Genomic DNA, 21,703 nt, shown 5'->3' on the forward strand with positions numbered 1-21,703 from the left:
ACGGAGAACCAGCAGAATGAACCAGCAAGCCGAACCGTTCCTGAAAGACGCGAAGGAACTCGCCGACTTTACGCAAGTACATGTGTCGCGCCCGCACGAATCCGCGCATCTGCACGTGAGCGGCCGAGCCACCTACACCGACGACATCCCGGAACTCGCGGGCACGCTGCACGCCGCGCTCGGCCTGTCGCCGAAAGCGCACGCAAAGATCCTGTCGATGTCGTTCGACAAGGTGCGCGCGACGCCCGGCGTCGTCGCCGTCTTCACGGCTGACGACATTCCCGGCCACAACGATTGCGCGCCGATCGTCAAGGGCGACGATCCGATCCTCGCAGATGGGCTCGTCCAGTACGTCGGCCAGCCGATGTTCATCGTGGTCGCGACGTCGCACGACGCGGCGCGCCTCGGCGCACGTCGCGCGGATATCGAATTCGAGGAACTGCCCGCCGTGCTGACGGCGCAGCAGGCGCGCGCCGCGAACCAGAGCGTGATTCCGCCGATGAAGCTCGCACGTGGCGATGCCGCGTCGAAGCTCCAGCGCGCGGTGCATCGCGATGCGGGCGAAATGCTGCTCGGCGGCCAGGAGCAGTTCTATCTGGAAGGGCAGATCTCCTACGCCGTGCCGAAGGACGACGACGGCATGCACGTGCATTGTTCGACGCAGCACCCGACGGAAATGCAGCACCTCGTCGCGCACATGCTGAACGTGCATTCGCACAACGTGCTGGTCGAGTGCCGCCGCATGGGCGGCGGCTTCGGCGGCAAGGAATCGCAGTCGAGCATGTTCGCGTGCTGCGCGGCGCTGGCCGCATGGAAGCTGCTGTGTCCCGTCAAGCTGCGCCCGGACCGCGACGACGACATGATGGTCACGGGCAAGCGCCACGACTTCCACTACACGTATGACGTCGGCTACGACGACGAAGGCGTGATCGAGGGCGTGTCCGTCGACATGACCTCGCGCTGCGGCTTTTCGGCCGACCTGTCCGGTCCTGTGATGACGCGCGCCGTGTGCCACTTCGACAACGCGTACTTTCTGTCGGACGTCGCGATCGACGGCTTCTGCGGCAAGACGAACACGCAGTCGAACACCGCGTTTCGCGGCTTCGGCGGCCCGCAGGGTGCGTTCGCGATCGAATACATCATGGACGACATCGCGCGCTCGCTCGGCAAGGATTCGCTCGACGTGCGCCGCCGCAACCTGTACGGCAAGACTGAGCGCAACCAGACGCCGTATGGACAGGTCGTCGAAGACAACGTAATTCACGAACTGATCGACGAACTCGAAGCGACGAGCGACTATCGCCGGCGCCGTGCCGAAGTGTTCGAGTTCAACCGCAACAACGACGTGCTGAAGAAGGGCCTCGCGCTCACGCCCGTCAAGTTCGGCATCGCGTTCAACGTCACGCACTTCAACCAGGCGGGCGCGCTCGTACATATCTATACCGATGGCTCGGTGCTCGTGAATCACGGCGGCACGGAAATGGGCCAGGGCTTGAACACGAAGGTCGCGCAGGTGGTCGCGCATGAACTCGGCGTGAGCTTCAACCGCGTGCGCGTCACGGCGACGGATACGTCGAAGGTCGCGAATACGTCGGCGACGGCGGCATCGACGGGCTCGGACCTGAACGGCAAGGCCGCGCAGGACGCCGCGCGTCAATTGCGCGAGCGCCTTGCCGCGTTCGCCGCCGACAAGTTCGGCGCGGGCGAAGTGACGGCGGCGGAGGTGCGCTTCGCGGGCGACTGCGCGCTGATCGGCGATGCTGTCGTGCCGTTCGAGGAAGTGATCGCGAAGGCGTATCTCGCGCGCGTGCAACTGTGGTCCGATGGTTTCTACGCGACGCCGAAGCTCTACTGGGATCAGGCAAAGCTGCAAGGCCGGCCGTTCTTCTACTACTCGTACGGCGCGGCCGTGTCGGAAGTCGTGATCGACACGCTGACGGGAGAAATGCGCGTGCTGCGCGCCGACGCGCTGCACGATGTGGGCGCGTCGCTGAACCCGGCCATCGACGTGGGCCAGGTCGAAGGCGGCTTCATTCAGGGCATGGGCTGGCTCACGACGGAAGAACTGTGGTGGAACGCCGGCGGCAAGCTGATGACGCACGCGCCGTCCACGTACAAGATTCCGACCGTCAACGACACGCCGCCCGATTTCCGCGTGCGTCTCTTCAAGAACCGCAACGCGGAGGACAGCATCCATCGCTCGAAGGCGACGGGCGAGCCGCCGCTGCTGTTGCCGTTCTCGGTGTTCTTCGCGATTCGCGATGCCGTGGCCGCTGTCGGCGACTACAAGGTGAATCCACCGTTGAACGCGCCCGCGACGGGCGAAGAAATCCTCAAGGCGATTCGCGCGGTGCGCGCTTCGCGCTCGGCTTGAACGTTATAAGAGGGCGCTCGCCATGATGCACGTTCCGTCTTCTGTCGACATGCCCGTTCAGATCGGCCGGCGCAGCGGCCACGCGACGAAGCTACCGCCGCCGATGCACGTCGTGCTGTTCGGCGCGGGCCATGTCGGCCATGCGCTGATCTCGCTGCTCGGCCGGCTGCCGTGCGTGGTGCAATGGGTCGACGAACGCGACGAGCTGTTCCCCGACGAAGTGCCCGCGAACGTGCAGGTCGAGGCGACCGACACGCCCGCCGCGATCGTCGACGAAGCGCCCGCCGGCGCGTACTTCCTCGTGATGACGCACAACCACGCGCTCGATTTCGCGCTCGCCGAGCGCATCATGCGGCGGCGCGATTTCACGTACTTCGGGATGATCGGTTCGAAGACGAAGCGCGTGAAGTTCGAGCGTCGTCTGATCGATCGTGGCGTCGATCCGCAGCGTCTGTTCGAGATGACCTGTCCGATCGGCGTGCCGGGAATCGTCGACAAGGCGCCGCCGTCGATTGCCGTCGCCGTCTGCGCGGAACTGCTGCAGGTGCGTTCGCAGCAGATTTCGCTCGCCGATCTCGCATCCGCTCAGCAGGCGGACTGCGTCGGCGCGTGATTCACTGACCGATTCCTCCAGCGGGCGCAGCGGGCACACTCGCGGCGCCCGTTTTTTTCTCCGCCTTTTCTTCACGTGCCGCCGCCCGCGCGCGCCGCGGCTTATTTGCCACCAGCATCTCCGACACCTGCGCCATCAGGCTGCGCAGCCATGCGATATCGCTTGGCCGGTCCGGTTGCGGATGCCACATCTGATAGCACTTGATGCGCGGAAACGGAATCGGCACATCGACCACGGCCAGCGGCAACATCTCCGCATAGTGCAGTGCGAAGCGGCGTGTCGTCGTGAAGATCAGATCCGATTGCAGCAGCACCTGCGGTACGAGACCGAAATAGGGCAGCGTCGCGACGATACGGCGCGACGCCTGCGCGCGCGCGAAACCCGTGTCGATGGCGCCGCCGCGCGCGCCGCTGTAGTGCGCGGGCGCGAGATGCGGCGCGGCGAGATAGGCGTCGCGCGTGAGCGGCGCCTTTGCCAGCGGATGATCGGCGCGCATCATGCACACGACGGTATCGGAGAACAGGTCGCTGCGCTCGAAGCGCACGTCGGGCTTCGGCCAGTTGCCGATCACGAGATCGAGTTCGCCCGCATCGAGCGCGGAGGTGTGATCGAAGAGCGGCCCGAGCGACTCGATCTCGAGCCGCGCATGCGGCGCCGCCTCGCGGAACTGCGCGATCACGGTCGGCATGAAGAAATCGTTCAGATAATCGGGCGCGGCGATGCGGAACGTGCGGCGCGAGCGCGCCGGATCGAAGTCGCCGTGCGGCGTCGCGACGAAGTCGACATCGCGCAGCACTTTCTGCGCGGCCGCCAGCAGCGATTCGCCGTATTCCGTCGGCACCATGCCTGACTTGCCGCGCACGAGGATCGGATCGTTCAGCGTTTCGCGCAGCTTGCGCAGCGCGGTGCTGATGGCGGGCTGCGTCTGGTTCAGCCGCAGTGCCGTCTGCGTGACGCTGCGCTCGACGAGCAGCGTGCGCAGCACGCGCACGAGCCAGATATCGAGTGAAGCGGCGGTGTCGTCATCCATGAATCGGCGGGGCGGGGGAGGCCCGTTGAAGGCATTTCGAGTGCTTGTGTCAGGCGGTGCATCGTGCGTGCGCGGCGTCTCGTAGTCGACGCCGTGCCGCACGCGTACGAAGCCATAACCTTATGCCCGTTTAACCGGCGCGGGCATAGTGCGCGCCCTATGCCGGGCATCACGGCCGGCGATCCGCTCATGCTTTGCGCGCCGCGCCGCCGCCGTGCGACGCGGGAAGAGACTCACGCCTGCGCCAGACCCTTCGGCAGCGACGTGATCCGCTTCACTTCCTTCGATTCGAGCCAGTTCGGCGTGCGCGCGCAATAGAGCACCATGGGCAGCGCGTCTTCACCCCAGAACAACTGCTTGTTCAGCCAGAACGTCGGCACGCCGAACACGCCGATCGCGATCGCGTCAGCGCCGTTGCGCATCATTTGTGCGCGTGTCGCTTCGCGTTCGATCAGTTCCTGGCCGTCCGGCACCTTCAGGCGTTCGCACAGCGCGGCGAAGCCTTCGTCGGTCGACGGATCGCGGCCGTCGCGCCAGATGAAGCGGAATATCTCGCGCACCGTGTGCAGGTCGGAGCCGAGCGCGACGGACAGTAGCATCGGCCTCGTCGAATCGAACGGATGCGAGGGTGGCATGCGGAACGGAATGCCCAGTTGCTCCGCGCGAAACAGCGCGTACCGGTACGTGAAAATGCGTTTCGCGGGCACGTCGTAGGCGACCCGCTGGCCCCAGTGGCGATACAGGTCGTTCAGCAGCACCGGCGTCAGCACGAACGGCAGTTCAGGCCATTTATCGTGCTGTTCGAGCAGCAGATACGAGAACGGTGAGACAAAGTCGTAAAACCACAACGGCTGCGTGGCGTCGATGCCATCGGTCATGATGTCTCCCGGTTGCCTGAATCGGCGGGCTGTCGGCGATGCCGCGCGTCAGCCCATTCTGATTGTTTCGATCTTACGCGGAGCAAGCCCCGTGCGCATCATTTGACGAAATGCCGTTGCGGCATTGTTTGTTGCGCGGACGCTCGGAGGGTGCGTCATGACGCACCCGGTCTCGACAGGGCGGTCCTAGCGGTTCTCTCCGCCTTCGCGGTCTTCGTGGCCTTCGTTCGCCGCGTGGCCCTCGTGCATGGCCGCGCGCGCTTCGGCGCGGCCGACGGCGCCTGCCTCCGACGAACCCGGCGTTCCCGCGGCGCCCCCGGCGTCACGCGTCGCAGCCGCTTCCGACGCGCGCGCGAGGCGCGTCCGGACGAAGCCGATATGCTCGCGCAGCACGTAGAACTGATCCGCATACGCAAGCGGCATCTTCAGTCCGTTCACCGATTCCTCGATCTTGTCGAGTCTCACGATGAGCGCCTCGCGCTCGGCCGCCGAGGTGTCGCTGAGCGCCTCGCGCTCGATCGCGATCAGCGCGCCGTACCAGCGGTAGATGCGAGATTTCACACGCCACGCATACAGCGACGGCACGAGCCGCAGCCCCGGTATCAGCACGACGATGATCGGGACGAGGACGACCAGCAGCCGGTCCGCGAGACTCGCGAGCCAGAACGGCAGCATGCGATAGAGGAAGCCCTTGCCCGACTTGTAGTAGCGGGCGGCGTCGTCGCTGATCGTGAAATCATGCGCGAGCGGCGCGGGGAACTCCCCCGCCTTCTGCAGCGCCGTCGCCTTGCCATGCACTTCGCGCGCGGCTTCGATCAGCAGATCGGACAGCGCGGGATGCAGCGAGTCGCGCGCGACCAGTTCGGCTGTGGGCGCGATCATGTGCAGCGCGGTCGACGGCAGGTTCTTGCCGAGATCGAACGAGCCCATCGGCATGTCGAGTTGCGTCAGATACGGGAAGCGTTTGGCATACGCGCTCGCCTGGGTGAAGTCGTAGAACTGCACGCCCGCCGTGCGATACAGCTTGCCCATTACGGGCGGCTGCGCGGAATCGCCCGTGAGGATCGCCGCATCGATCTTGCCTTCCGTCAGCGCGCGGGCGGCGTCGTCGCCCGACAGCGGCAACAGTTTCGTCGTACCGTCGGGCGTGATCCCGTTCGCTTTCAGCAATTGCAGCGCGAGTTCGCGCGTGCCGCTGCCTTCGACGCCGATCGCGATGCGCTTGCCCTTGAACTCCGACAGCAGCGTGACCATCGGCCCGCGATAAAAGATCGCGACGGGCACATAGGCGACGCTGCCGAGCGACATCAGATCGTCCGTCGGTTTGGACGGCGCGATGCCGTCCTGCACGAAGCCAACATCGACGTTCGCGTGCGGGTCGGCCAGACGACGGTAGTTGTCGAGCGAGCCTTCCGTCTCCAGCACGTTGAGCGTGATGCGGTTGCGAGCGAGGATTTCCTTGTACTTCTGCGCCGCGACCCAGAAGGTGCTGCCTTTGGGACCGGCCGCCATCGTCAGCGTATCGGGCGGGGCCGGCTGGATCAGGCGCACGGCGATATAGATCGCGATGGCGCTGATGATCAGGATCGGTCCGAACGAGATGGCGAGATCGCGCCACGAAATCGCCACGAAACGGGCGACGAGCTTGGGCGGCTTGTGTTCAGCCGTGCGTTCCGGCCGACGTCCTTCGGAAGGCTTCATGGGAATGCGGGGCGGTCGGATGAATGATTTCGCGCCGATGGTACATGAGATTGACGGCGCGGCGGCACGTCGGGCGGACCGACGGCGCCCTAAACGCGTAACAAAAGGTGACCAGACGGGCGATCGTGAAAGGCTTGGGCCGTTTGCAGAATGTGGGAAGCCGGCGTCCTGGGCCGGGCGAGGTATCCGCCGAACCGTCGACGGAAACCGTGCGTCACGCGCGATATCCTTTGCAGAACTTGCGCGGCTAGATTACATTGGCATCGCTGCCGCGAATCGACGTTGGCGCAGCGCGACCCGGCCAGACTCAAGAGCACAGGGCACGCTGCCAACCGCGCGGCGCACGGCAAGCGTCATGCATCGTCGCGCAAGGTGGATCGCGCCGGCCGTCACCACTTCCAATGCCTCTCGCAGACCGTGACAACGCTCCAGGCTCGCCATGCCTCGTTGCGCCTTCGTGCGCGCGCGCAGGCGGGCCGTCCGCAGTCGTAACCAAGCCGCAAGTGAAACGCGGTCCAAACCAAAGCAAAAAGGAGAAGTTATGAAATCGGTCGATTTTCTGAAGGCAGTGGGTGGTGTTGTCGCAATGGTCGTCGCATGCCACACGTATGCCCAGGCAAGCGACTCCACGGCAACCGGCACGACGGCAACCGCGCCCGCCGCGAACTCGAAGGCCGCCAAGAAGGAAAACCGCACACTCGGCAAGAAGGTCCGCTCAGCGCTCACGAAGGGTGGCGTCGACGTGTCGAAGGTCAACGTGCGCGCCCACGGCGGCGCTATTTCGCTGACGGGCACCGCGCCTGACAACGACCAGATCCAGAAGGCCGGCGAAATCGCGAAGGGCGTCGAAGGCGTCACTTCGGTGTCGAACAAGATCAACGTCAAGCAGCAGTAAGCGGCGAAGGCCGCGCCGGCGCAGGGCGGATCGAATGATCCGGCGCGTGCGGCAACGGCCAGCCGGTCGCCGCCGGACGGCACGCTGCAGATCGCGGCGTGCCTGGCGGTCGACATGACAAGCGGGCTCCCGTCCGAGACGGGAGCCCGCTTCATTTTGCATGCCGTTGCGCTTCAGGACGAGCGATATAAAGCGGCGGCCCGTGTGACGAGCGCGTGACAACCATGCACGCTCAGCGCGCATGCGTGCAGCCGATTGTGGCAGCCACCGGCCAAACGCGACGGACCTTCGCTCTTGCACGCCGTGACATACTTTTTACCCGCCGGGTGCGGTACTGTGAAGCTATCGATCTTCGCCGGGGACCGCTATGGACACGACCCGTTTCACTTACACCGATTTGCCCATCGGCGAGCGCGCGGCGTTCGAGCTGGTGTGCGCGCGGCATGGTTTCGCGCCGGTGCATTTCGACATCAGCGCAAGCGACGATCCCGATGACAACTCGCATCAATCGCGTCTTCTGACGATACGGCGCGGCGGCTGGGCGCAGTCGTATCACGAGGATACGGCGGGGCATTGGGTGCGTCAGTTCGAGACCGATCTGAACTGCCGCTTCTTCAAGTAACCGTCGATGTGATCGCCCGCACGCGGCGGACGTGTGCGCGCGTTCGCGCTCAGGCAATCACCAGCCTCACGCCGACGAGCGTCAACGTGGCGGCGAGGAGGTTGCGCAGCAGCTTTTCGGGCGCCTTTGTCGACAGGTAGCTGCCGAGCACGATGCCCGGCAGCGAGCCGACCAGGAGCGAGATCAGCATTGACCAGTCGATAGAGCCGAGCAGCCAGTGGCCCGCGCCCGCGAGCAGCGTGAGCGGCACGGCGTGCGCGATATCGGAGCCGACGATGCGCGTGGTCGGCAGCAGCGGATAGAGCAGCAGGAGCACCGTGACGCCGATCGCGCCTGCGCCGACCGACGTCAGCGACACCAGCACCCCGAGGACGGCGCCCGTCAGCATGGTCAGCGCGAGCGTGCTGCCCTGGCCCGTCCCGCGCGTGCGCGACGCCGCGAACGCGGTCAGCTGCGGCCGGAACACCAGCGCAACGGCCGTGATGAGCAGCGCCACGCCGAGCACGACGGAGATCAGATGGCCGCCGCGCGAGGACGTCATGCCGTAGCGGTGCAACAGGATCAGCGTGATCGTGGCGGCGGGCACACTGCCCGCGGCGAGACGCAACGTCACCTGCCAGTCGATCGACCCCTTCACCCCATGTACGAGCGTGCCCGTCGCCTTGGTCGCGGCGGCGTACAGCAGATCCGTGCCGACGGCCGTCGCGGGATGGACGTTGAAGAGCAGCACGAGGATCGGCGTCATCAGCGAGCCGCCGCCGACGCCCGTCAGTCCGACCAGAAAGCCGACGAAGAGACCGGACGCGGAATACAGGAGATCGATATGGGGAAGTGCCATTGCGCGGACCGCGGACGGTCGTAAAAGGTTGCGGGCAAGCTTGCCGGTACTGTCGCCAGAGCGCCGCGCCCGGGCTTGCGCGTCGGGCGAACGACGCTGAGCGGCGCGGCGAAAGACCGCTATTGTCGCAAAACCGGCGCTGCCGCGTACGAATCCGAGGCGATACCGTTATCGGGGTTGTCCCGACAGTCGGCTTACAATAACTGTTTCGGGCGCCACGGTGTGCCGGACAGCGCGCTCATGGCGACGTCCGCCAGGCTGGCTGCGTCTTGCTCCCGCCACTTCGGCTGGTGCTTTCCCCGTGTGTTTTTCGCGCGTTTTTCCATCCGCAGACCGATAAAAATGAATCCCGGCGTCGCCTACGCATTGCTCGCGTTCACTCTGTGGGGACTGTTTCCCGTCTACTTCAAGTCGCTGCATCAGATTTCACCCGTGGAGATGCTCGCGCACCGGATGGTGTGGTCGATGCTGTTTCTCTTCATCGTGTTGACGGTGCGGCAGCAGTGGCGGTGGCTTGCGCCCGTGCTGCGCGATCGGCGGCTGCTGGCGCGCTTCGCCGCGAGTGCGCTGTTGCTGTCGACGAACTGGGGCATCTATATCTGGGCCGTCAACGCGGGGCATATCGTCGAGGCGAGCCTTGGTTACTTCGTCAATCCGCTGATCAATGTGCTGTTCGGCCTTGCGTTTCTCGGCGAGCGTCTGCGGCGCGTGCAGTGGGTGTCCGTCGCGATCGCCACGTCGGGTGTGCTGTGGCTCACCTGGCAAAACGGCCATCCGCCGTGGATCAGCCTTGCGCTTGCCTTCAGCTTTGCGGGTTATGGCTTGTTGCGCAAGACGGCGCAACTCGGCGCGCTCGAAGGGCTGACACTCGAAACGGTGCTGCTGTTTCCTGTGGCGGTGCTGTATCTGTTCTTCGCGTCGTCGCACGGGGAGAGCGGGTTTGGCGCGGCGTCCGTCGGGGTGAAGGTATTGCTTGCGCTCGCGGGACCGATCACGGCCGTGCCGCTGCTGCTGTTCGCGGCGGGTGCGCGGCGCATTCCGCTGTCGATGCTCGGCTTGATTCAGTACGTGACGCCTTCGCTGCAACTGCTGATTGGCGTGCTGATCTATCGCGAGCCGTTCGGGCAGACGCAGCTGATCGGCTATGGCGCGATCTGGATTGCGCTCGCGCTGTATTCGCTCGATGGCTTGTGGCGCGCGCGTTTTGCGCGCGCCTAGGGGCCGATGATCAGATCGCGCGTTTGATCTCGACGACGCCGAACGCGGCGAGCGCGAAGCCTGCGATACGGTCGATGATCACCCGCAGTTTGTGACCGATGGCATGCCGCGCGAGCGACACGGCTGTCACGAGGAAGCACCACCACGCGATCGATCCGCAGAACACGCCGAACACCGTCGTGAGTGCGACGCCCGACGAAAACGGCCCGCGCGGCGCGAGGGTCGTGAAGAGGGCCGCGAACATGATGACCGTCTGCGGATTGGTGAGGGTGAGGAGCAACGCGCTCGCGAATGCTTTTAGGGCCCCTGCGTGGCCGATGGCTGCGAGTTTGCTGTTTTTGTCGCTGTTGCCATTGCCATTACTGCCGTTGTCGGCGGGGACTTTTTGCAGCATCGTGCGGATGCCGAGATACAGCAGGAAGAGTCCTGCGATGATGTGCAGCGGTTTGTCGTAGGCAAGCATGAATTGCGACACACTGACGAGGCCTAGTGCTGCCACCAGGCCGTAGATCGCGTCGCCGCCCGCGATGCCCAGGCCGATCGCCAGCCCCGCGCGTGGGCCTTCCGTTAGCGTTCGGCGAATGCATAGCATGCCCATCGGGCCGACCGGGGCGGCCACTGCGAGGCCTACGCCTGCCGCTGTCAGAAATAAGGTGGTGCTGAACATTTGGGGTTCCTTTGGTTTTTTGTCTGCGACGCTGGTTGGGTATTTTGCCTTTTTTGCTCGTCGCTGCGGTTTTGTTTCGCTGGCATCCGCGTTGTGTTTCCGCGCTGGCATCCGCGTTTTGCTTCTGGTTTGCTGGCGTTGCCCCTGTGCGGGGCGGCACTTACTTTCTTTGCCGCCGCAAAGAAAGTAAGCAAAGAAAGCGGGCTCACACCGCCAGTGCTAGTTGTTGCCTGCGGGCCCTCAACAGTTCTTACGCTTCATGCGGCAGCGCGCTAATCCATGCTCGTTGCCAGCGCTCCTGGATTCTCATCACCCACTTCAAACTCCCGGGTTACAGACCACGTTACCAGAAGTCCACGGCCGCCCAGGTGGCAAACTCTGTGTAGGCCGTCGCGATCGAAGTGCACCACTCCGGACTGAAAAGCGGGATCGGTGTCGTAGAAGCGCGAACGCATATGGCGCGACAACCTACACACAGTTTGCCACCTGGGCGGCGCAAACGGACCGCCGCCGCTGGCCGCGCTATGGGTGGCTGGAGTGGGGGATGCACCTGTTCAAAGCGTTGGCTACGGGCGCAAAACGATGAGTTGCCGTGTGAAGTGTGGGACCCGTTGGGGGCCCGCAGGCAGGGACACGGGCTGGCGGTGTTAGCCCGCTTTCTTTGCTTACTTTCTTTGCGGCGGCAAAGAAAGTAAGTGCCGCCCCGCACAGGGGCAACGCCAGCAAACCAGAGACAAACCGCGGATGCCCGCGAAACAAACCGCGGAGGCCCGCGAAACAAACCGCGGATGCCAGCAACAACCACCAGCATACAAAAATCAAGCAACCGCCGCACGCCCACGATGCTCAGCAGCAAGAAACATATACATAGCCGGCACAACAAAGAGCGTAAACAAAGTCCCAATAGAAAGCCCGGAAAAAATAACGAGCCCCATAGCATTACGCCCTGCCGCGCCGGCACCAGAGGCGATAACGAGTGGCAAAACCCCGAGCACCATCGCGGCAGTGGTCATAAGAATAGGCCGCAACCGCACAGCGGCAGCCTCTTCGAGAGCCTCGCGCTTACCGCGACCCGCCCGCTGCAACTCATTAGCAAACTGCACGATCAGAATGCCGTGCTTGCTGACCAGACCCATCAGCGTAACAAGCCCGACCTGCGTATAGATGTTGAGCGTCGACAGCCCCATGTTGATAAAAATGAGCGCTCCAAACAACGCCATCGGCACAGAAACAAGAATCACGACAGGATCGCGAAAACTCTCGAACTGCGCGGCCAGCGCAAGAAACACGATGATCGTCGCGAACATCAGCGTAACGACGAAGCCCCCCGATTCCTGCACGAACTGCCTCGACAATCCCGAGTAGTCCGCGCTATAGCCGGTCGGCGCGGCATCCGTCGTCGCCTTGCGCAGGAAGTCGAGCACCTCGCCCTGCGAAATGCCCGGCGCGATCACGCCCGAGATCGTCGCCGAGTTCAACTGCTGGAAGTGATTGATCGATTCGGGCACGACGTTCTGCTTCAGATGCGTGACCGTCGATGCAGGAATCACGCTGCCATCCGGCGTGCGCAAATAGTAGTCGAGCACCTGCGACGGATTCAGCCGGTCCGTTTGCAACACTTGCGGAATCACCTTGTACGAACGGCCCGCAATCGAAAAGTAATTCACGTAGTTGCCGCCAAGCGCCGCGCCCAGCGTCTGCCCGACATCGCTTTGCGTGAGCCCGAGCGTCGCCACCTTGTCGCGATCCACCACCAGCACGCTCTCCGGCTTGTCGATCTTCAGATCGCTGTCGACGAAGAAGAACATGCCGCTCTCGCGCGCCTTCTGCAGCACCGTCTGCGACACTTCGTTGAGGTTCTCGAACGGTTCCGTCGTGCTGATCACGAACTGCACGGGCAAGCCCTGCGCGCCCGGCAACGGAGGAAACTGGAACGCGGCCACGCGCGCGCCCGCGATACCGTTCCACTTCGCCTGCAACTCCTGCTGCAACTGCGTGGCGTTCTTCTTGCGCTTGTCCCAGGTCTTGAACAGCACGCCGCCGATACCCTGATTCAACGTCGGCGCGCCCGTCAACTGGAACATCTGCGAATACTCGGGCAAGCCCTTCGAGATGTCGAACACCTGATCCGCGTAAGTCTGCATCTGCTGGATCGTCGCGTTGGGCGGCCCCTGGATCTGCGACAGCACGATGCCCTGGTCCTCTTGCGGCGCGAGTTCCGATTGCGAAGTCATGAACAGATAGACGGTGCCGCACAACAGCAGCGCGCCCATCACGATGAACACGGGCCACGTGTCGAGCATCGCATGCAGAAGCCGCGCATAGCCGTGGTGCACGCGCTCGAACTGCCGGTCGACGAAACGCGCGAAGCGCCCCGACTCCTGATCCATGCGGAAAAAACGCGAGCACATCATTGGCGACAGGCTCAGCGCGATCACGCCCGACACGGCCACCGCGCCCGCCAGCGTGAATGCGAACTCGGTGAACAGCGCGCCCGTCAGTCCGCCCTGAAAACCGATGGGCAGATACACCGCGATCAGCACGACCGTCATCGCGAGAATCGGCCCGCCCAACTCGCGCGCGGCGATCAACGCCGCTTCGAATGGCTGCTTGCCTTCTTCCTTCATATGCCGGTCGACGTTCTCGACCACGATGATCGCATCGTCCACCACGAGCCCGATCGCGAGCACGAGCGCGAGCAGCGTCAGCAGATTGATCGAGTAGCCGAGCAGTTGCATCACGAAGAACGTGCCGATCAGCGACAGCGGCATCGCGATCACGGGCACGATCACCGCGCGGAAGCTGCCGAGGAACAGGAAGATCACGACCGTCACGATCAGCAGCGCTTCGACGAGCGTCTTCACCACTTCTTCGATAGCGGTGTTGATGAAGTCGGTCGCGTCGTAGACGATGTCGCCCGTCATGCCCGTCGGGAACTGCTTCTGCAGATCGGGAAAGATCGCTTTCACACGCTTCGCGACATCGAGCACGTTCGCATCCGGCGCGACCTTGATGCCGATGAATACCGAGCGCTTGCCGCTGAATGCCACGTTGAAGTCGTAGCTGTCCGCGCCGAGCACGACATTGCCGACATCTTCGAGCCGCACGATCGCGCCGTTCTTCTGCTTGACGACCAGCTTCTTGAAGTCGTCGACGGAGTGCAGATCGGTGCCCGCGTTCAGGTCGACGCTGATCATCTGGCCTTTGGTCGTGCCCAGCGTCGCCAGATAGTTGTTGCTGCCGAGCGCCGTGAAGACATCGGATGCCGTCACGTTGTGCGCGGCGAGCTTCGCCGAGTCGAGCCACGCGCGCAACGCGAACTGGCGGCCGCCGAGAATTTCCGCCGTCTGCACGCCCTGAACCGAATCGAGCTTCGGCTTCACGACGCGCAGAAGATAGTCGGTGACGTTGTTGCTTGGCAGCACGGTGCTGTAGAAGCCCATGTACATCGCATCGGTAGTCTGACCGACCTGCACGGTGAGCACGGGCTGCTGCGCCTGCGGCGGCAACTGGTTGCGCACCGACGCGATCTGCGTGTTGATCTCCGTCAGCGCGCGATTCGAGTCGTAGTTCAGGCGCAGCGTCGCGGTGATCGTCGATACGCCCGTCGTGCTCGTCGACGACATGTAGTCGATGCCCTGCGCCTGCGCGATCGCCGCTTCGAGCGGCTGCGTGATGAAGCCGGCCATCGTGTCCGCGCTTGCGCCGTAGTACGAGGTCGTGATCGTGACGACGCCGTTCTCGGTCTGCGGATATTCGCTGACCTTCAGCGTCGACAGCGCTCGCAGGCCGAGCACGAGAATCAGCAGGCTCACAACCGATGCGAGCACCGGCCGTTCGATAAAGATGTCGGTGAATTTCATCGGCGGCCCCTTATTGTTCCTGAGGCGTCGGATTCGGGCTGTCCGCAGGCTGTACGCGATTGTCGATCACGAGCGGCGTGCCGTTCTTCAGCTTCAACTGGCCGCTCGTCACGACCTGCGTGCCTTCGGCAATGCCCTTGAGTATCGCGACCTGATCGCCGCGCGTCGGTCCCGGCGTGACGAACACCTGCTGCGCGACGGGCATGATCTTGCCTTGCGCGTCCTTGTGTTCGCCGGGTTTGACGACGAACACGGTCGCGCCGTACGGGTTGTACGTGATGGCCGTCTGCGGCAGTGTCAGATAGCGCTCTTCGCCGCCCGCATCGATCTTCACGTTCGCGTACATGCCGGGCAGCAGCTTGCGTTCGCGGTTGTCGACGGTGGCTTCGATCTGCACGTTGCGCGTCGTGCTGTCGACGCGCGGATTGATCGAGCGGATCCTGCCGTCGAAGGTGCGGCTGCTGTACGCATTCGTATCCACGACGACGGTTTGTCCCACCTGCAATTGCCCGAGTTGCTGCTGCGGCAGATAAAAGTCGGCGTAGATGGGATCGATGGCCTGCAACGTGACGATGGCATCGCCGGGGTTCATGTACTGGCCGGGATTGACCGTCGTGATGCCGACGCGTCCTGCGAACGGCGCGCGGATCGTTTTCTTGTCGACGAGCGCGGCCTGCTGATCGACCTGCGCACGCTTGCTCTTGAGGTCGGCGGCATCGGCATCGAGTTGCGCCTTGGCGATGGCCTGAATGTCGAACTGAGCTTTGTCGCGCTTGTAGACAGTTTGCGCGAGGTCGGCGGCCGCTTGCAGCGACGCGAGTTGCGCGCGGTCCGAATCGTCGTTCAGGCGCAGGAGCACCTGGCCTGCCTTCACTTCCTGCCCCGAGTTGAACGCAATCTCACGCACGAGCCCAGGCACTTCCGTCGTCACGTCGACGCCGCGCACGGCGCGCAGGCTGCCCACGGCAATCAGTTGCGGCTGCCACTGCTGATAGCGCGCGACGGCGGACGTGACGGTCGCGGAGGGCACCGCGTTGCTCGCCATGAACTTGCGGATCATGTGCGCCTTGAACAGATTGAAACCGATCAGTGCGCCGAGCAGTACACCCACGCAGATCAGCATGATGATCATCCGCTTTGCCATCGGTCTTTTCGTCGTCATCGTCATGTCCTTGCACGGCAAACTGAGGCACAAACCTGTCCGGCGGCGCTGCGTTTCATCGCCTGCGCTGCCCGGTGACTGCATGAAGAATCACTGCGGAATCACTGCGATGTAGCGACGGGCGGTGCTGCGCCCGTCGCCGCGTCGTTCCACCAGCCGCCGCCGAGGGCCTGGAACAGCGCCGCCGTGTCCGCGTAGCGCGCGGCCTGCGCCTGCGCGAGATTCACGACGGTCTGCTGGTACTGGCGCTGCGCATCGAGCAGCGCCAGATAGCTGACGCCGCCGACACGAAACTGGCCGCGCGTCAGGTCGAGCGAATCGCTGGCCGAACGCCACGCGTCCGTTTGCGCGGCAAGTCCCGTCGCATCGTGTTCGAGCGCGCGCAGCGTATCGGCGACGTTCTGGAACGCGAGCAGCACGGTCTGGCGATACTGCGCGTTGGCCTGATCGAAGGCGGCCTCGGCCGCGCGTTTTTGCGCGCTCAACTGGCCGCCGTGAAAGATCGGCTGCGTGATGCCTGCGCCGATGCTCCAGATCATGTCGGCGTACTTGAGCAGGCCGGCAGGCGTCAGCGCTTGCGGACCGTAGCTCGCGGACAAGGTGATCTGCGGATACATATTGGCCGTCGCCACGCCAACCTGTGCGCTGGCCTGATGCAGCGTCGCGTCGGCGGCGAGAATGTCGGGCCGCTGCCTGACGAGCGAAGAGGGCAAGCTCACAGGCAGGCTTTGCGGCAGCGTGAACATCGACAGCCTGAATTCGGGCACACCCGTGTCGCTCGGCGGCTTGCCGGCAAGCACGGCGAGCTGATGCCGCGTCTGGTCGAGCGATTGACGCAGCGGCGGCAAGGTCGCCCGTGTTTGCGCGAGCAACGTTTCCTGCGAGAGTACAGCCGTGCGGCCCACGCCGCCCAGATCGAACTGCTTGTGCAATACGTCGAGCTGCGATGCCTCGTCGTGGGCAATGCGTTCGGTTGCGTCGATCTGTTCGCGCAACGACGCTTCCTTGACGGCCGCCGTGACGATGTTCGCCGACAGCGCCAGATACGCGGCCTGCAACTGATAGCCCTGGTAGTCGATCTGCGAGCGCAGCGATTCGAGTTCGCGCCGCGAGCCGCCGAACACGTCGAGGTTGTACGAGACGTTCACCGACGCGTTATACAGATTCAGCACTTCCGTAAGCCCCGGCTGGCCGAACGTGACGCCGTTGAACTTCTCGCGCGTCGCATTGAGCTTCGCATCCACTGAGGGATAAAGCGCGCTGCCCACTTCCGCGCGATAGTTCTCGCTCGCCTGCCGCAGTGCAGCCTGCGCAGCCGCGACGTTCGGGCTGTTGGCGAGCGCTTCGCGGATCAGCGCATCGAGCGGCTCGCAATGAAAGAGCGTCCACCATTGCGCGGGGATGTCCTGCCCGCCGACGAATTGCTGCGGCACGCCCGTTGCGCCCGGCGAGGACGCCGTCTGATCGGGCAAGGGCGTGGGTGTATAGGTTTCGGTGGCGGGCGGGGCAGGCGTGCGGTAATCGGGGCCGACCGTGCAGCCGGACAGCGGCATCACGGACGTGCTGACGATGGCGAAGATGCTGAACGATACGGTGATCGAAGCTGTGATCGAAGCTGTGATCGAAGCTGTGATCGAAGCGGAATGCGTGCCGCACGCACGAAGAGGATGGCGGCATGACGCCAGGCATGAAAGTCTGTGCGAGCGACTGCGACTGAAACTGCCATTGACGTCATCGATCATCTATCCACCCTGGCTTGCCTGCGCGGACTACGAACGAAACAGCGGATGCAGCATTCAACAGCCTGATGCCGCGCATAGCCTAGCATGGGTCGTTACAAACGCAATCATGCATGCAGAAGCTTTAGGGGATTAGACGCGCATGACGATCGACAAACGTTAAATGCAGCAGCGAAAACGCCGCAGGCATCCTGTGTCGATGCATGCGGCGTTTGTCGAAGGGCAGGTAGATGAACGATTCGGTGAGCGATCGAATATCGCTGCACCAGGTGATTTGACAATCGAATGCGGGCACATTCAAAAGATGCGTTCGCGCCCTTACAGCAACGAAGGATTCAATGCGTCGCGCCGCGCTCGCCCGATGTCGCGACCGTACCCGGCTTGCGCAGCATCTTGTCGACTTCGCCTGCATGCATCTCTTCGGTGGCGATCATCTGCCGAGCATATTCTTCGAGCGCGACGGAGCGGTCTTTCACCAGCGCGAGCAGATCGCGATAGAGGCCGAGCGCGACCTCTTCGGCCGTCAGCGACTCGCGCAGGATGGAGGCGATATCCGTCGTATGCGAATCGAGCAGCGGCCCGATGCCGAGCGACGGATACTCGCCGAGCGTCGTGATCCATTCGCCCGCCAGATGCGCATGCGTGAGCGATTCGTCAGCCTGCTGGCGAAGCCACGACACGATGGGAATACGGCCAAAGCCGAACACGAGGAAAGAGTAGTGCGTATAGCGAACCACGCCTGCCAGCTCGGATTCGAGAATCTGGTTCAGTACGGCGATGACCTTGTCCTTTTCGATCTCCGGCATGTGGCCCTCCGTGGTGCTCGTCGAAAGTCGGTGGATGTTGCGAGAGCAGAGGTTTCATTGTTGGACGCACCTCTGCAAAGATCAAGTGAATCGCCGTATGGAAACCAACGACACATCAGCGCGTGACGACGACGGGCACCGCTGCAACCGGCTGCGCATAGACGATGCGGTTGCCGGGCACGACGGCATACGCGGGTGCCGCGGCGATGGGAACGGCGACCGTCGCGTAGGGCAAAGGCTTCGCGGGCGCGGGTGGCGGCACGACGGCCACGTAGGGCACGACAGGCGCAGCGGGCACGACGGGCACGGCGTAATGCGGTTGCGGCGGCACGTAATAGAGTGTACGCGCCGGCACATACAGCGCGGCGGGCACATAGGCCGCGTGAACGAAGACGGTGCCGGCGAAGGCGCTGGTCGAACAGGCGATCCCCATTGCGGCGATCGCGGACGTATAAGCAGAGCGAATGTTCACATGAAACTCCTGAAGCGGACATCGTCGGCGGATGCGAGGTGAAGTCCTGACGTTGCCGCCGACGTGCAAACGATACGCATCGGGTCCGTCGAAGGGCAGCGATAACTTGTTTCATTCGATGTCGGAAAAAGCACGCTCATATATGAAGCGCATGCTTCGGGGCGAACGATGCATCGTTCGCGAACATGCGGCGAACAACGCGCAAAGCGACGACATATTTCGACATAACTTTGAAATTGCCTTCTCCCCGTCCGGCTACCAGAATTCGCTTCGCCAACGACGAATCGCAACACCGCGTAGCGAAGAAGTTGAATGAAACGATGGAGATGGGAAATGAAGAAGCTGATCGCTATCCTTGCTTTGTGCATTGCATCGACGGCCGCCATGGCGCAGACGGCGCCGCAACAGATGTCGGCCTCGCCGCGCATGGAGCGCATGATGTCCCAGTTGCAGGAGCGCTTTGCGGCCGCCAACACGACGCACGACGGCAAGCTGACGCTGGCCCAGGCGCAGACGGGCATGCCACGTGTGGCGCAGTATTTCAGCGAGATCGACACGCAGAAGCAGGGCTACGTGACGCTCGCGCAGATCGAGGCGTTCATGGCGCAGCGAGCGGGATCGCACTGACCTAAAAACGGGTCGGCATGAAGCTACACTGTTTGCAGTACGGCCAATCGCATGAGCGACGAAGGAGTCTTCATGGACCGACCCGCCCGCATCATCGTGCTCGACGACGAAGCGGAACTCCGCAACATGTTGCAGCGCTTCCTGAGCGGACACGGCTTCGAAGTGCGTGCCGTCGAAAACAGCAAGCGGCTCGAACGCTATCTGCAGCGCGAGCCCTATGACCTGCTCGTGCTCGATCTGATGATCGGCGAAGAAGACGGCCTGCAGATCTGCGCAAAACTGCGTGCGGAAGGGCACACGCTGCCCATCCTGATGCTGACGGCCAAGGGCGATCCGCTTGACCGTGTGATCGGGCTCGAAACGGGTGCCGACGATTACCTCGCCAAGCCCTTCCTGCCGCGCGAACTGGTGGCGCGCATCAATTCGCTGCTGCGCCGCCAGAAAATCGCATCGAACGATCCGACCGTCACCACGCAGACGCTGCGTTTCGGCGACTTCCGGCTCGATGTCGGCAAGCAGTGTCTGTACCGGCAGGACGATCCGCTCGAACTGCACTCGGCGCAGATGTTGCTGCTGACGGCGCTCGCGGCATCGCCAAATCGGGCGGTGAGCCGCGACAACCTGATTGCGCGCGCGCGAGGCCGCGATCACGATGCGCTCGATCGCAGCATCGACGTGCAGATTCTGCGGCTGCGGCAAGCGATCGAACACGATCCATCGAAGCCGCGTTTCATCAAGACCGTGTGGGGCGTCGGCTATATGCTCGTCGCCGACGTCGAAGCATGAGCGCGCGCATGCTGCGGTATCTGTTGCCGCGCAGCGTGCTCGGGCGCAACATCGCGCTGCTGATCGTGCTGGTGGCATTCAGCCAGATCTGCGCATTGAGCGTGCTGGTTCACTACGTGCAGAAGCCGCGCGTCGAACGCGCGGCTGCCGTGTTCGGCGCGTACATCAAGACGCTGGATAACGCACTGACGGCATCCCCGGAGAACGCGCGCGAGACGCTCGTCGCGCGGCTCGATGCGCGCAGCGAGCCGCCCGCAGAAGCCGTGTCCGAGCCGAGCGTTCGCTTGCTGGCGTTCTATCGCACGTATCAGCTGGTGACGTTTCTGGAGACGCTGCATCGCTATCTGCCGCCCGGCACGGAAGTGCGCTGGCAAGGCGTGCCGCATCCGCGCATGTGGATACGCATGCACGTGGCCGCGACGCCGTACTGGATCGGCTTGCAGGTGCCGGAGGAAGCGCAGGGCGGCGGCATGCTGACGGCGGTGCTGCTGTCGATCGGCCTCGGCCTGCTCGCCGCGCTGACGGGTTTCGCGCTGCAGGCGTACCTGAACCGTCCGCTGCGCGAACTGGCGCACGCGGCGCGGCGCGTGAGCGCGGGCGAGACACCGCCGCCGCTGCCCGTCGACGGTCCGACGGAAATCGCGCAGGTGAGCGGCGCGTTCAATCAGATGACGCAGGCGCTGCAGCAGGCGGAAGCGACGCGCGCGTTGATGCTCGCGGGCATTTCGCACGACATCCGCACGCCGCTGACGAAGCTGCGTCTCGCGATGGCGATGGCCAACGACACGAACGGCGACGAAGCGTTCGTAGGCGCTGCGGAGTCCTATCTCGACCAGATCGATACGATCCTTCAGCAGTTCATGGACTATGCGGGCAGCGGCGAGCGCGAAACGCCGCAACGGGGCGATCTGAACGCGCTCATCAGCCAGCTGGCCGCGGACTTCGCGGGGCTGGGGCACGAGTTCGACTTGCAGCCGGGCGAGTTGCCCGAACACGCGTTCAGGCCGATCACGATGATGCGGCTCGTGATGAACCTGATGCAGAACGCCGTCGTCTATGGGCAAACGGGACTCGCCGTCAGGACATGGGCGGATGCGCAGGCGATATACGTGGCCGTCGGCGATCGCGGCAAGGGCTTGAGCGCGGAAGAACTCGAACGACTCAAGGCGCCGTTTCAGCGCGGCAAGAACGCGCATGGGAAAACGGGCGGCACGGGGCTCGGGCTCGCCATCGTCGAACGCATTGCGCGCCTGCATGGCGGCACGCTGGAGTTTCATGCGCGCGAAGGCGGCGGGCTCGAAGTGTGGGCCGTGCTGCCGATCCAGATCGCCGCGCGTGCGGCGGGCGCGCCGTCGGCTTCGGGCGAGCCGTCCGCGGCACAGCCGGCCGCGTGAGCCGGTCGAGCCGCTCAC

Annotated in this window: 19 protein-coding genes; 9 read left to right on the forward strand and 10 right to left on the reverse strand. The window is 63.9% G+C overall.

Annotated elements, in window-relative coordinates:
• The first annotated feature begins 16 nt into the window (after positions 1-16).
• Together xdhB and xdhC are read left to right on the forward strand one after the other, a co-directional pair.
• The gene (xdhB, locus tag G3N95_RS12910) at positions 17-2,374 is read left to right on the forward strand and encodes a xanthine dehydrogenase molybdopterin binding subunit (RefSeq protein WP_205970382.1); all 2,358 of its coding nucleotides are present in this window, start codon (positions 17-19) and stop codon (positions 2,372-2,374) included.
• Between the two features lie 22 nt (positions 2,375-2,396).
• Positions 2,397-2,987, forward strand: a complete 591-nt coding sequence (gene xdhC, locus G3N95_RS12915) for a xanthine dehydrogenase accessory protein XdhC (RefSeq protein ID WP_205970383.1) — start codon at positions 2,397-2,399, stop codon at positions 2,985-2,987.
• 1 nt (position 2,988) lies between these two features.
• Here the strand turns inward: xdhC and G3N95_RS12920 are convergent, their stop codons facing one another.
• The 3 genes from G3N95_RS12920 to G3N95_RS12930 form a co-directional block, all read right to left on the reverse strand.
• Positions 2,989-4,017, reverse strand: a complete 1,029-nt coding sequence (locus G3N95_RS12920; RefSeq protein WP_205970384.1) for a LysR substrate-binding domain-containing protein — start codon at positions 4,015-4,017, stop codon at positions 2,989-2,991.
• A 233-nt stretch (positions 4,018-4,250) separates the two neighbouring features.
• On the reverse strand, positions 4,251-4,895 hold the full coding sequence (locus tag G3N95_RS12925; protein WP_205970385.1) for a 2-hydroxychromene-2-carboxylate isomerase: 645 nt from the start codon (positions 4,893-4,895) through the stop codon (positions 4,251-4,253).
• A gap of 186 nt (positions 4,896-5,081) precedes the next feature.
• On the reverse strand, positions 5,082-6,596 hold the full coding sequence (locus G3N95_RS12930) for a TAXI family TRAP transporter solute-binding subunit (protein ID WP_205970386.1): 1,515 nt from the start codon (positions 6,594-6,596) through the stop codon (positions 5,082-5,084).
• A gap of 541 nt (positions 6,597-7,137) precedes the next feature.
• Here G3N95_RS12930 and G3N95_RS12935 point away from each other — a divergent pair.
• Positions 7,138-7,491 carry a BON domain-containing protein gene (locus tag G3N95_RS12935; protein ID WP_205970387.1) on the forward strand — a complete coding sequence of 118 codons (354 nt, stop codon included), beginning with the start codon at positions 7,138-7,140 and terminating at the stop codon, positions 7,489-7,491.
• A gap of 367 nt (positions 7,492-7,858) precedes the next feature.
• Positions 7,859-8,113 carry a hypothetical protein gene (locus G3N95_RS12940; protein ID WP_205970388.1) on the forward strand — a complete coding sequence of 85 codons (255 nt, stop codon included), beginning with the start codon at positions 7,859-7,861 and terminating at the stop codon, positions 8,111-8,113.
• A gap of 49 nt (positions 8,114-8,162) precedes the next feature.
• Here the strand turns inward: G3N95_RS12940 and G3N95_RS12945 are convergent, their stop codons facing one another.
• Positions 8,163-8,951 carry a sulfite exporter TauE/SafE family protein gene (locus G3N95_RS12945; protein ID WP_205970389.1) on the reverse strand — a complete coding sequence of 263 codons (789 nt, stop codon included), beginning with the start codon at positions 8,949-8,951 and terminating at the stop codon, positions 8,163-8,165.
• 342 nt (positions 8,952-9,293) lie between these two features.
• On the opposite strand from G3N95_RS12945, the gene rarD reads away from it, so the two are divergent.
• Complete coding sequence (rarD, locus tag G3N95_RS12950) at positions 9,294-10,169, forward strand: EamA family transporter RarD (protein ID WP_205970390.1); 876 nt, start codon at positions 9,294-9,296, stop codon at positions 10,167-10,169.
• A 10-nt stretch (positions 10,170-10,179) separates the two neighbouring features.
• Here rarD and G3N95_RS12955 read toward each other — a convergent pair whose 3' ends face one another.
• From G3N95_RS12955 to G3N95_RS12970, 4 genes are all read right to left on the reverse strand, one after another.
• Positions 10,180-10,836, reverse strand: coding sequence for a LysE family translocator (locus G3N95_RS12955; RefSeq protein ID WP_205970579.1), 657 nt, complete (start codon positions 10,834-10,836; stop codon positions 10,180-10,182).
• Positions 10,837-11,654: 818 nt separating this feature from the next.
• Positions 11,655-14,699: an efflux RND transporter permease subunit gene (locus G3N95_RS12960; protein ID WP_205970391.1), complete on the reverse strand. Its 3,045-nt coding sequence runs from the start codon at positions 14,697-14,699 to the stop codon at positions 11,655-11,657.
• Positions 14,700-14,709: 10 nt separating this feature from the next.
• The gene (locus G3N95_RS12965; protein WP_205970392.1) at positions 14,710-15,861 is read right to left on the reverse strand and encodes an efflux RND transporter periplasmic adaptor subunit; all 1,152 of its coding nucleotides are present in this window, start codon (positions 15,859-15,861) and stop codon (positions 14,710-14,712) included.
• Positions 15,862-15,962: 101 nt separating this feature from the next.
• Entirely contained in the window at positions 15,963-17,414 is a 1,452-nt protein-coding gene (locus tag G3N95_RS12970) for an efflux transporter outer membrane subunit (protein ID WP_205970393.1), read from the reverse strand.
• Here G3N95_RS12970 and G3N95_RS12975 point away from each other — a divergent pair.
• Positions 17,395-17,736: a hypothetical protein gene (locus G3N95_RS12975; protein ID WP_205970394.1), complete on the forward strand. Its 342-nt coding sequence runs from the start codon at positions 17,395-17,397 to the stop codon at positions 17,734-17,736. The genes G3N95_RS12970 and G3N95_RS12975 overlap by 20 nt on opposite strands.
• 199 nt (positions 17,737-17,935) lie before the next feature.
• Here G3N95_RS12975 and G3N95_RS12980 read toward each other — a convergent pair whose 3' ends face one another.
• Both G3N95_RS12980 and G3N95_RS12985 read right to left on the reverse strand, forming a co-directional pair.
• The gene (locus G3N95_RS12980; RefSeq protein ID WP_205970395.1) at positions 17,936-18,406 is read right to left on the reverse strand and encodes a ferritin-like domain-containing protein; all 471 of its coding nucleotides are present in this window, start codon (positions 18,404-18,406) and stop codon (positions 17,936-17,938) included.
• 115 nt (positions 18,407-18,521) lie between these two features.
• Entirely contained in the window at positions 18,522-18,878 is a 357-nt protein-coding gene (locus G3N95_RS12985; protein ID WP_205970396.1) for a hypothetical protein, read from the reverse strand.
• 333 nt (positions 18,879-19,211) lie between these two features.
• On the opposite strand from G3N95_RS12985, the gene G3N95_RS12990 reads away from it, so the two are divergent.
• From G3N95_RS12990 to G3N95_RS13000, 3 genes are all read left to right on the forward strand, one after another.
• A complete protein-coding gene (locus tag G3N95_RS12990; RefSeq protein ID WP_205970397.1) occupies positions 19,212-19,505 on the forward strand; it encodes an EF-hand domain-containing protein in 294 nt (97 codons plus the stop codon).
• A gap of 72 nt (positions 19,506-19,577) precedes the next feature.
• Entirely contained in the window at positions 19,578-20,291 is a 714-nt protein-coding gene (locus tag G3N95_RS12995; RefSeq protein WP_205970398.1) for a response regulator, read from the forward strand.
• On the forward strand, positions 20,288-21,685 hold the full coding sequence (locus G3N95_RS13000) for an ATP-binding protein (RefSeq protein ID WP_205970399.1): 1,398 nt from the start codon (positions 20,288-20,290) through the stop codon (positions 21,683-21,685). The genes G3N95_RS12995 and G3N95_RS13000 overlap by 4 nt, the downstream gene beginning before the upstream one ends.
• The last annotated feature ends 18 nt before the right edge of the window (positions 21,686-21,703 follow it).

This window comes from Paraburkholderia sp. Tr-20389 (genome assembly GCF_017104565.1).
GTDB lineage: Bacteria > Pseudomonadota > Gammaproteobacteria > Burkholderiales > Burkholderiaceae > Paraburkholderia.